Origin of the sequence: Bradyrhizobium sp. (assembly GCF_016462955.1) — a bacterium.
In the GTDB taxonomy this organism is placed as follows: Bacteria; Pseudomonadota; Alphaproteobacteria; order Rhizobiales; family Xanthobacteraceae; genus Bradyrhizobium.
Window position 1 is genome coordinate 1 of the sequence record NZ_JAEMSD010000209.1, and the last position, 11,043, is coordinate 11,043.

Annotated in this window: 11 protein-coding genes; 8 read left to right on the forward strand and 3 right to left on the reverse strand. The window is 65.4% G+C overall.

Features of this window, described 5'->3' with window-relative positions; translation table 11 throughout:
* The coding region (locus JHD07_RS20835; RefSeq protein WP_291625357.1) for an SDR family NAD(P)-dependent oxidoreductase at nucleotides 1-176 on the reverse strand (176 nt) is incomplete at its 3' end.
* A 98-nt stretch (nucleotides 177-274) separates the two neighbouring features.
* On the opposite strand from JHD07_RS20835, the gene JHD07_RS20840 reads away from it, so the two are divergent.
* On the forward strand, nucleotides 275-1,054 hold the full coding sequence (locus JHD07_RS20840; protein WP_291625343.1) for an SDR family NAD(P)-dependent oxidoreductase: 780 nt from the start codon (nucleotides 275-277) through the stop codon (nucleotides 1,052-1,054).
* 186 nt (nucleotides 1,055-1,240) lie between these two features.
* Nucleotides 1,241-2,128, forward strand: a complete 888-nt coding sequence (locus JHD07_RS20845) for a TauD/TfdA family dioxygenase (protein WP_291625344.1) — start codon at nucleotides 1,241-1,243, stop codon at nucleotides 2,126-2,128.
* Between the two features lie 167 nt (nucleotides 2,129-2,295).
* Here JHD07_RS20845 and JHD07_RS20850 read toward each other — a convergent pair whose 3' ends face one another.
* Nucleotides 2,296-2,940, reverse strand: coding sequence for a YqgE/AlgH family protein (locus JHD07_RS20850; protein ID WP_291625345.1), 645 nt, complete (start codon nucleotides 2,938-2,940; stop codon nucleotides 2,296-2,298).
* A gap of 142 nt (nucleotides 2,941-3,082) precedes the next feature.
* On the opposite strand from JHD07_RS20850, the gene JHD07_RS20855 reads away from it, so the two are divergent.
* Nucleotides 3,083-3,922, forward strand: a complete 840-nt coding sequence (locus JHD07_RS20855) for a protein-disulfide reductase DsbD domain-containing protein (protein WP_291625346.1) — start codon at nucleotides 3,083-3,085, stop codon at nucleotides 3,920-3,922.
* 93 nt (nucleotides 3,923-4,015) lie between these two features.
* Nucleotides 4,016-5,383, forward strand: a complete 1,368-nt coding sequence (locus tag JHD07_RS20860) for a flippase (protein ID WP_291625348.1) — start codon at nucleotides 4,016-4,018, stop codon at nucleotides 5,381-5,383.
* 11 nt (nucleotides 5,384-5,394) lie between these two features.
* Here the strand turns inward: JHD07_RS20860 and JHD07_RS20865 are convergent, their stop codons facing one another.
* Nucleotides 5,395-6,369 (reverse strand): LysR family transcriptional regulator, encoded by a 975-nt coding sequence (locus tag JHD07_RS20865; protein ID WP_291625350.1) that lies wholly within the window; start codon nucleotides 6,367-6,369, stop codon nucleotides 5,395-5,397.
* A 136-nt stretch (nucleotides 6,370-6,505) separates the two neighbouring features.
* Between JHD07_RS20865 and JHD07_RS20870 the strand changes: the two genes are divergently transcribed.
* The 4 genes from JHD07_RS20870 to JHD07_RS20885 form a co-directional block, all read left to right on the forward strand.
* The gene (locus JHD07_RS20870) at nucleotides 6,506-7,528 is read left to right on the forward strand and encodes a carbon-nitrogen hydrolase family protein (RefSeq protein WP_291625352.1); all 1,023 of its coding nucleotides are present in this window, start codon (nucleotides 6,506-6,508) and stop codon (nucleotides 7,526-7,528) included.
* Nucleotides 7,529-7,594: 66 nt separating this feature from the next.
* On the forward strand, nucleotides 7,595-8,914 hold the full coding sequence (locus JHD07_RS20875) for a substrate-binding protein (protein WP_291625354.1): 1,320 nt from the start codon (nucleotides 7,595-7,597) through the stop codon (nucleotides 8,912-8,914).
* A 9-nt stretch (nucleotides 8,915-8,923) separates the two neighbouring features.
* Complete coding sequence (locus tag JHD07_RS20880) at nucleotides 8,924-9,799, forward strand: branched-chain amino acid ABC transporter permease (protein WP_291625355.1); 876 nt, start codon at nucleotides 8,924-8,926, stop codon at nucleotides 9,797-9,799.
* On the forward strand, nucleotides 9,796-11,043 hold a 1,248-nt coding region (locus JHD07_RS20885), incomplete at its 3' end, for an ATP-binding cassette domain-containing protein (RefSeq protein ID WP_291625356.1). The genes JHD07_RS20880 and JHD07_RS20885, both read left to right, overlap by 4 nt.

Consider the following 11,043-nt stretch of genomic DNA (forward strand, 5'->3'; position numbering starts at 1 on the left):
AGACCGGTGAGATCGGAGCCTTCTTCGGCCGAATATTCCGCTGCGCGAGCACGCGTGCCGCAAACTGCGACATGCGCGCCTTTCGTGCGGAACGCCTGCGCGATGCCGTTGCCGATTCCGCTGGAACCGCCGACCACCAGCACCTGCTTGCCTGAGAAATCGAGCTCGCTCGCCATCGCGTCCTCCCCTCGTGTTCTGCTTGTTTGACCTGTCTGCGGATCGATGCCAGCCTTGTCAATCATAACAAGAACAAAGCCCAGCGCGAGGAAACGCCATGTCGGATTTCAAGCAACTCAGCCGATCCGTGAAGGGCCTCACGGTTCTCGTCACCGGCGCGGCCGGCGGCATGGGGCGGGCGACCGCCCGCGTGTTCGCCGCCGAAGGCGCGAACGTTGCCGTCACGGATTTCGACGAGCAAGGTGCTCATGCGGTCGCGAGCGAAATCAAGGCGAGCGGCGGTTCAGCAAGGACGTGGAAGCTCGATGTCGCCGACGGCGGCGAGATCAAGCGCGTCGTCGGCGACATCGCCGCGCATTTCGGCGGGCTCGACATCGTGGTCAACAACGCCGGCATCTCCGTGCGCGTCGCGATCGACGACGAGGCCTATGAGGACGCCTGGGCCAAGGGTATCGCGGTGATGCTGACGGCGCATCCGCGCATCATCCGCGCCGCCCTGCCTCACCTGCGCAAATCGAACAGCCCGCGCATCGTCAACATCGCCTCGACCGAGGCGCTCGGGGCCACCGCACTGCACAGCCCGTATTCGGCAGCGAAGGGCGGCGTCGCCAGCCTCACCCGTTCGCTGGCCGTGGAGCTCGGCCGCGAGGGCATCACTGTCAACTGCATCTGCCCCGGGCCGATCCGCACCGCCATCACCGACCGCATCTCCGAAGAGCACAAGACCATCTACGCCAAGCGCCGCACCGCACTCGGTCGTTATGGAGACCCTGAAGAGGTCGCGCACATGACGCTGAGCCTGTGCCTGCCGGCGGCCTCGTTCCTCACCGGCGCAGTGATCCCGGTCGATGGTGGGCTGATGGCGCGGAACGCGTGAGAGCCAATTCGTAGCCCGGATGAGCGAAGCGACATCCGGGGCTTCGGATCCACCCTCCCGGGTATCGCTGCGCTCACCCGCGCTACGGGCAGCCATGCGTTCGAAGCGTTGACAACGACCGACGCGAGAGTAGCTTTTTCATCAACAGAGCGGGACCAACCGCTCGCGACCCGCGGGAGAAACGCCATGACGATCGCCATCCGGCAGCTTCAGAAGCATTTTGTCGGCAAGGTTTCCGGCCTCGATTTGCGCAAGCCTCTCACGGCGGATGAGGCGCGCGAGGTCGAGGCGGCCATGGACAAATATGCGGTTCTGGTTTTCCATGACCAGGACATCACCGACGAGCAGCAGATGGCGTTCGCGCTGAACTTCGGTCAGCGCGAGGACGCGCGCGGCGGCACCGTGACCAAGGAGAAGGATTACCGGCTGCAATCCGGGCTGAACGACGTCTCCAATCTCGGCAAGGACGGCAAGCCGCTTGCGAAGGACAGCCGCGCGCATCTGTTCAATCTCGGCAACTGCCTGTGGCATTCCGACAGCTCGTTCCGTCCCATCCCCGCGAAATTCTCGCTGCTGTCGGCACGTGTGGTGAACCCGAAGGGCGGCAACACCGAGTTCGCCGACATGCGCGCCGCCTATGACGCGCTCGACGACGAGACCAAGGCGGAAATCGAGGACCTCGTCTGCGAACACTCGCTGATGTATTCGCGGGGATCGCTCGGTTTCACCGAATACACCGACGACGAGAAGGAGATGTTCAAGCCGGTGCTGCAACGGCTGGTGCGAACCCATCCCGTGCATCGCCGCAAGTCGCTGTATCTGTCATCGCATGCCGGCAAGGTGGTCGGGATGAGCGTGCCCGAAGGCCGGCTCTTGCTGCGCGATCTCAACGAGCACGCGACGCAGTCGGAATTCGTCTACGTGCACAAATGGAAGCTGCATGACCTCGTGATGTGGGACAACCGCCAGACCATGCACCGCGTCCGCCGCTACGACCAGTCGCAGCCCCGCGACATGCGCCGCGCGACGGTGGCGGGGACCGAGCCGACGGTGCAGCAGCAGGCGGCGGAGTAGCGGGGCACAGCGCTCCTCAGCAACCGGTGTCATCGCCCGGCTTGACCGGGCGATCCAGTATTCCAGAGACGGCCGCGATTGAACCGAGAGGCTGCGGCATACTGGGTCGCCCGGTCAAGCCGGGCGACGACAGAGATAGGTGGGACGAATACAGCGAAGCACTATCGCTACGCGTGTCCGGCCTCGTTGGAGAGCATGCCGGGATCGATGCCGATTTTCTGCAAGGCGCGGTTATACTTGTCGTCGACGTCGTCGCCAAAGATCAGATCGGCATCGGCGTCGCAATGCAGCCAGCCGTTGCTCTGGATCTCGGTCTCCAGCTGGCCCGGCGCCCAGCCGGCATAGCCGAGCGCGAGGATGGCGGGCTTTGGGCCGGAGCCGCTGGCGATGGCGCGCAGGATGTCGACGGTCGCGGTGAGGCAGACCCCGTCGTCGATCCGCAGCGTCGCGTTCTCGATGTAGAAATCGCTGGAATGCAGCACGAAGCCGCGGCCGGTGTCGACCGGACCGCCTCGCAGCACCTTCATGCTTTCGGCATTCTCCGGCAGCTTGATGTGCTCGCCCTTCCTGATGATGCCGAGCTGCTGCAACAACTCGGGGAAGTCGATGCTGCCGGCCGGGTGGTTCACGATGATGCCCATCGCGCCCTCGGCGGAATGGGCGCAGAGATAGATCACCGAGCGCTCGAAGCGGGAATCGCCCATCACGGGCATCGCAATCAGGAGCTGGCCGTCGAGATAGTCCGCTGAACTCGGCAGCGCCGCGCCCGAGCCGCGGGTGCTTTCGCCCGACCTCTTGCCTGTGGGAGCCATCGCTGAAGCACTCCGGTTTCGATTCCTATCCTGATGTCGGGCCGGTCGGCTGTCAAATCAAGGCTTGAGCCGACGTGATTCGAGTGCGTCCATCACAAGCAATTCAATGGTTTGGCCCAGGCCGACCCTGTAAAGACGTAGCATGTCCAGCATTGTTCCCCTGCGTGCGGCGATAGGTGTCGCGACAACCCTGCTTGCGTCGTTCTTGGCGATCGCTGCCCGTGCCGACGACGCTTCGCCATGGCAGCGCGACGGACATTCTGCGGTGCGGCTGTTGGCGGGATCGCGCAGTGGCGCCGTCCTGCTCGGCGGTATCGCGTTCCAGCTCCAGCCCGGCTGGAAGACCTATTGGCGGACGCCCGGCGATTCCGGCGTTCCACCGCGGTTCGACTTCTCCAAGTCCGACAATGTCGAGGCCGTGACGGTCATGTGGCCGGCGCCGCAGAAATTCGACGATGGCGCGGGCGGCCATTCGATCGGTTATCGCGACCAGCTCGTGCTGCCCTTGCGCATCGTCGCCAAGGCCGCCGACAAGCCCGTGACCTTGCGCGCCGAGATCCATTACGCCGTGTGCGAGAAGCTCTGCATTCCCGTCGAGGCCAGCGCCGAACTCGGCTTCAACAGCGTCGCATCGACCGAGGACACGAACCTGCGCGCCGCGCTCGACACCGTGCCGAAGCCCGCCAATATCGGCGACCCCAATCCGCTCACCATCCGCGACGTCAAACGTGACGGGCCCAAAAACGTGGTGGTCGACGTGGTGACGCCGGACACCCGCAACGTCAATCTGTTCGTGGAGGGGCCGACACCCGATTGGGCGCTGCCAATTCCGGCGCCTGTGCCGCACAGCCCGCCCGGCGTGATCCGATTTTCTTTCGAGCTCGACGGCCTGCCGCCGGGCGCCAAGCCGGATGGCGCGGCGCTGAAGTTCACGCTGGTCGGGCCTGACAAGGCCTACGAGTTCAATACCAATCTGAACTAGCGTCCACCCAACCGAATCTTAACGAATGGTTGCTAGTCCCCTGGCATGCCGCAGCATGCGGGACGCCTTAGGGGACCGTTCGACTTGGCCGTGATGGATGCAGAACCCGCAACGACCGGACCGGCCGGGTTGATCGCGCGGCTCCGCGCCAGGCTCGCGGGCGGATCGAGCGAGGCCTCGCTGACGCGGCGGCTCGCCGGCACCATCTTCATCATCCGCGTCATCAGCGCGGGCCTTGCCTATGTCTCGCAGGTGCTGCTGGCGCGCTGGATGGGAACGTCCGACTACGGCATCTATGTCTATGTCTGGACCTGGGTGCTGCTGCTCGGCAGCATGATGGATTTCGGCATCTCGGCCTCGGCGCAAAAGATCATTCCCGAATATCGCGCCGGCGGCGAGCAGGCGCTGCTGCGCGGCTTTCTCTCCGGCAGCCGCTGGCTGACCTTTGCCGCGTCCGCGCTGGTATCGCTCGCCCTCGCCGGCATCGTCAAGCTGCTGTCGCCCTGGATCGACCCGGCCGAGCTGCTGCCGCTCTATATCGGCTGCATGACGCTTCCCGCCTTCGTCGTCGCCAACACGCAGGACGGCATCGCACGCTCGCACGACTGGATGCAGCTTGGCCTGATGCCGCAATTCATCATCCGCCAGGCGCTGATCATCGGCATCACCGCCGCCGCCTTCCTGCTCGGCTATCATCTCGGCGCGGTGGCGGCGATGGTCGCAAGCGCCGGGGCGGTGTGGATCGCGATGGCCGGGCAGATGGTGGTGCTGAACCGCAAGCTCGCCGATCACATCCCACCCGGCCCGAAGGCCTACGACATCGGCGGCTGGCTCGCCGTCTCGCTGCCGATCCTGCTGGTCGAGAGCTTCTACCTGCTCTTGTCCTACACCGACGTGCTGGTGCTGCAGCAATTCCGCCCGTCCGACGAGGTCGGCGTCTATTTCGCCGTGGTGAAGACGCTGGCGCTGGTCTCCTTCATCCACTACGCGATGTCGGCCACGACGGCGCATCGCTTCGCCGAGTACAACGCGAGCGGCGACAAGGCGCGGCTGTCGGCCTATGTCGCGCACGCCATCGGCTGGACGTTCTGGCCGTCGCTGGCGGCGACCATCGTGCTGCTTGCGCTCGGCAAGCCACTGCTGTGGCTGTTCGGGCCGCAATTCATGATCGGTTACGATATCATGTTCATCGCCGCCATTGGGCTCGTGGTGCGCTCTGCGATCGGGCCCGTCGAGCGGCTGCTCAACATGCTCGGCCAGCAGAAGATCTGCGCGCTGGCCTATGCGCTGGCGTTCGCCATGAACCTCGTTCTCTGCATCGCGCTGGTGCCGCACTACGGCGGCCACGGCGCGGCGGCCGCGACCTCGATCTCACTGACCTTCGAGACCGTGCTGTTGTTCTGGATCGTGCGGCAGCGGCTGGGGCTGCACGTGCTGGCGTTCGGACGCCGCACGGCTTAGCCGTCGCGCGCTCAGCCGCTCTGAAATGCGACGACCGCGGCATCCGCCACCAGCAGCGCGTCGAGCATCTTGCGGCCCGACGTATCCGCCTGCATCAGCGGGTCGGACTTGAACATCGCCTTGAGATAGCTCGATACGGCGCGGATGCGCGGCACGAACTGGAGGTCGCTGTGGACGTTGATCCAGACGTCGCGCGTCGTCGACATCTTCTCGTGCAACACCGGAACCAGATCGCTGCGGCCAGCCACCGCAAAGCTCGGCAGTAGCACGAGGCCAATGCCGCCGGCCGCTGCATTCATCTGCGCAATCATGCTGTTGGAGTGAAAGCTGACCGGCGGATTGCGGATGATGTCGTCGAGCCAGCGCACCGAATCCAGCTGGATCAGATCGTCGATGTAGGTGACGAAGCTGTGGCGCGCGAGGTCCGCGGGCCGTTCCGGCATGCCCTCGCGTGCGAGATAGTCCCGGGAGCCGTAGAGGGCGAGCTGAAAGCTGCCGAGCCGCTCGGACGCCATGCCCTGTCCGGGCGGACGGAAGAAGCTCAGGAAGATATCGGCCTCGCGGCGATTGACCGAGACCGCCTGCGGCGAGGTCAGGAGCTCGACGGTGAGATCGGGATAACGTTGCCGCAGCGGTGCGAAGCGGAATGCGAGATAGAGCGAGGCGATGCCTTCCATCGTCGCGAGGCGGACGCGGCCCGCCATCCGGCTGCCGCCGCGCTGCACGTCCTGATGCATCGCAATGACGGCGCTCTCGATCCGCTCGGCGTGACAGAGCAGGCGTTCGCCGGCTTCGTTGACACGCAACCCCTGCGGCGAACGCTCGAACAGCGTCGCGCCCAGCGCGCATTCGAGATGCGCGATCCGCCTGCTGATGGTGGATTGGTCGACCCGCAGACGCTTGGCCGCGCTGCCCAGGCTGCCGCCGCGGGCTGCGTGAAGAAATATCTTGAGGTCGTCCCAGTCGAGCGAGTTGAACTCCTGCATGCCCCACCAGACAGCAAGCGTTGTGCCAGCGACGTACGGTGGGACGGATTGTCGCCCCCTGCAAGCCGTCTTGCAGGATTGTCTGTATCGAGGCCCCGGGGACGCCACTAGCCTGTCCTGAACCAAGGACAAAGCCATGCTTCCTCGCTTCAAGGCCGCCGCGGTCCATGCTGCGCCGGTGTTTCTAGACCGCTCGGCGACCACAAAGAAGGCAATCTCGCTCATCCGTGAGGCAGCCGCCGCCGGCGCCGAGATCGTGGCATTCTCCGAGACGTTCATTCCCGCATTCCCGGTATGGGCTGCGCTGTGGGCTCCGATCGACAATCACGATCTGTTCGTCCGCATGGCGGACCAGTCCGTGATGGTCGACGGCCCCGAGATCAAGGCGATCCGCGACGAAGCGCGCGCGCTCGGCGTCGTGGTGTCGATCGGGATCAGCGAGAAGTCGCCGGCGAGCGTCGGTGCGATCTGGAATAGCAACCTCCTGATCGGCGAGGACGGCGAGATCCTCAACCACCACCGCAAGCTGGTGCCGACCTTCTACGAGAAGCTGATCTGGAGCGGCGGCGACGGCGCGGGCCTGCGCGTCGTCGACACCAGGCTCGGCAAGATCGGGCAGCTGATCTGCGGCGAGAACACCAACCCGTTGGCACGCTATTCGCTGATGGCGCAGGGTGAGCAGCTTCATATTTCGAGCTGGCCGCCGGTTTGGCCGACCCGCCGGCCGGCCGGTGGCGGCAACTACCACATCGCAGCGGCCACCCGGATCCGGGCGAGCGCGCATTGCTTCGAAGCAAAGGTGTTCGGCCTCGTCACCGCGGGCGTGCTCGACAAGGCGGCGCGCGACATGCTGGTGGCGCGCGACGCCGCCGCCGCCGCCGTGCTCGACGCGACACCGCGCGCGGAGACCTTCTTCCTCGATCCGACCGGGGAGCAGATCGGCGAGGCGTTGCGCGACGAGGAAGGCATCCTCTACGCCGAGATCGATCTCAACCGCTGCGTCGAGCCCAAGCAGTTTCACGACGTGGTCGGCTACTACAACCGATTCGACGTTTTCGACCTCAGCGTCAACCGCCGCCGGCTCAATCCCGTGTCCTTCACCGGAAGCGCGGCGACCCAGCCGGACACGGAGAGCGATCACATCGATGCCGGGTCGTGAACCCGGCTCGTACCTAACCGAAATCCACCGGCCGCTCCGGCGGTGATCAAACATGGAAGGTGAGTCATGAAGCTCGATCGTCGTCAGATTCTGCTCGGAAGCGCCGGCGCCGCTGCCGGTCTCGTGCTTCCAGGTAGCGCCGCCTGGGCGCAGACGCCGGCCAGCATCGGCACCTTCCCGGACGGCGTCACCGCGGACTCGGTTTTCGTCGGACTGACCATTCCGCTCACCGGCGTCTTCTCCGGTGACGGCGGAGATCTCAAGCTTGGTTACGAACTGGCGATCTCGGAGATCAACGCGGGCGGCGATGCCGCGAAGAAATGGGGCCTGCAAGGCAAGGGCGTGCTCGGCCGCCAGATCCGCTACAAGGTGTCGGACACCGAGGGAAAACCCAATCTCGACGTGCAGAGCGCCACGCAATTCATACAGCGCGACAAGGCGATCATGCTTTCAGGCTCGGTGTCGAGCGCCAGCGCAATCGCGCTGGAGGAATTGGGCTCCCGCGAAAAGGTGCTCTACATGGTGGGCATCGCCGGCTCCAACGACATTACCGGCAAGAACTGCCAGCGCTACGGCTTCCGCTCGCAGCAGAACGCCTACATGGCCGCCAAGGCGCTCGCGCCCGTCGTCGCCAAGGCACTCGGCAAGAACATGAAGACCGCCTTCCTGGTGCCCGACTATACCTACGGCCACACGGTCTATGACAGCTTCGCGAAGTTCTCGAAGGAACAGGGCTGGCAACAGGTCGCCAAGGAAGTGGTTCCGCTCGGCACCACCGACTATTCCTCGGCGCTTCTCAACATCGCCAACAGCGGCGCGGACGTGTTCGTCAACATCGCCTTCGGCGCCGACGCGGTCGCCTCGACCAAGCAGGCCGAACAATTCGGCGTGCTCAAGAAGATGAAACTGGTGGTGCCGAACCTGTCCTCGTTCCAGGACAAGGAGCTCGGCCCCGAAATCATGCAGGGCGTCTACGGCAGCTGCGACTTCTGGTGGACGCTGTCGGATCGCTATCCGCTCGCGAAGGGCTTCGTCGACGCCTTCGTCGCGAAGAACAAATATCACCCGCGCTGGGGCGCCCATATCGGCTACATGCAGACCTATCTCTGGGCGATGACGGTCGAGCGGGTGAAGAGCTTCAATCCGGTCGACGTCATCAAGGCGATGGAAGCCTCGAAGGAGCAGCCCTACGAGACCACGATCGGCAAGGTCTATTTCCGCGCCGAGGATCACCAGATGGTGCGTCCGATCCCGGTCCTGCGCGGCAAGGCGCCGGCGGCGATGAAGGGGCCCGAGGACTATTACGAGATCGTCGACGTTGCCGAAGGCGAGAGCGTGATGAATCCGCCGGACCTGTTCGGCTGCAAACTCGGCCCCTATACCTGAGCCGCCCAGATGCCAAGCTGGCCCGCCCTCGCCTCGCAGGCCTTCAACGGCCTCGCCCTCGGTTCGTTGCTCGCGCTCGTCAGCAGCGGCCTGACAATCATCCTGGGCACGCTCGGTGTCCTGAACTTTGCCCACGGCGCGTTGTTCGCCGTGGGCGCCTACGCCGCCTTCGTCATGCTGCAATACACCCAGTCGTTCCTGCTCGCGATCGCGGTCGGCTGCGGCTTCATGCTGGTGCTCGGCTTCCTGCTCGAGCGTCTGATCATCCGGTTCTTCTACGGCCGGCCGCATGAAGACCAGATCCTCGTTACCTACGGCATCGGCATCGTCCTCGTGGAGTGCGTGCGCGCCGTCTTCGGCGGCAATGCGCAGCGCGTACCGACCCCGTCATGGGGACAGGGCGCAACGCAGCTCGGCTTCCTGATCTACCCGACCTACCGCCTCCAGCTCATCGCCATCATCGCAACGCTGCTGGTCGGCCTCTATCTCGTGCTCTACCGGACTTCGATGGGTCTGGTCGTTCGTGCCGGAATCGAGAACCCCGGCATGGTCGGCATCCTCGGCATCAACCTGCGGCGCACCTTCCTGCTGGTGTTCGCGATCGGCGTCGTCGCAGTCGGCCTCGCCGGAATGCTCTATGCTCCGGTCGTCGCGGTGACGCCGGACATGGGCGCGAACTTCATGGCGCAGTCCTTCGTCGTGATCGTGCTCGGCGGCCTCGGCTCGTTCCCGGGCGCCGTGGTCGGCGGGCTGATCGCCGGCGAGATCGTCAGCCTCACCAGCGCGTTCAACTCCTCCTATTCGGAAGTGATGCTCTACGCGCTGATGGCGCTGCTCCTGGTAATGCGCCCGCAAGGCCTGTTCGGCTCGGAAGGACGGGTATGAAAAGGTCGCGACCGGGCGGACTGCGGAGCCACATTCCGGAGTTCGCGATTCTCGCCGCGCTGATTGCGGCACCGGTGGCGCTGCCGCATCTCGGCTTCTCCATCGACCTGCTGACGCGGGTGCTGAACTGGGGACTGATCGGGCTCGGCTTCAACATCCTGTTCGGCCTCGCCGGTCTCCTGTCGTTCGGCCAGGCCGCGTTCTACGGCGTCGGCGGCTTCGTCACGGCGTATCTGCTGGTTTCGGGCACGCTGAGCAGCGTGTGGCTGGCGCTCGCCGCCGGCACGATATCGGCCGGCGCATTCGGGCTCGTCGTCGGCTGGCTCGCGGTGCGCCGCATCGGAATCTACTTCACGATGATCACGCTGGCGTTCGGCCAGATGGCCTATTTCATCGAGAACTCGCCGCTGTCGCACTATACCGGCGGCGAGAACGGCATTCCCGGGGTGCCGGTGCCCGTGCTCGGCTTCGGCGAGCATGCCGTCCGCATCGGCGCGGGCCTGCCGATGTACGTGCTGTTCGCGGTGATCTTCTTTGGTGGTTACGTGCTGGCACGCCGCATCGTCCGCTCTCCCGTGGGCGCAATCCTGCTCGCGATCAAGGAGAACACCGCGCGCGTCGCAATGCTCGGCCACAACGTGCCGGCCTACAAGCTCGCAGCCTTCGTCATCGCCGCGCTCTACGCCGGACTCGCCGGCGGCCTGCTCGGCTCGTTCCAGAGCTACATGCCACCGGACGCGTTCTCGCTGGAGACGTCCGGCCAGCTCGTGGTCCAGACCATCGTCGGCGGCGCCAACACCCTGATCGGACCGCTGGTCGGTGCCGCAGTCTGGCTGTGGCTGCGCGACAATCTCCAGCTCGTCCCCGGCCTCACCACGCTGTGGAAGCTGGTGCTGGGCATCGCCTTCATCGCCCTGGTCGTCGGCCTGCGCCGCGGCATCTGCGGCGAGATCATCCATTGGTTGACCGAGCGCCGGACCCTTTCCGCACGCCGGGCCGCCGAGGCCACAACCGAGGCGATCGAGGCCGGCGCGGTGAAAACCGCATCGAGCAGGGGGCGCGACACCGCCCTGCCATTGCCGCCACCCGCCACCGGCGACAGCGACGTTGCCCTGGAAGCCTGCGCGCTGGCGCGGCACTATGGCGGGCTGAAGGCGGTCGACGGCGTCTCGTTCAAGGTGCGCTGCGGCTCCATTCATGCCGTGATTGGCCCGAACGGCGCCGGCAAGAGCACGCTGTTCAAG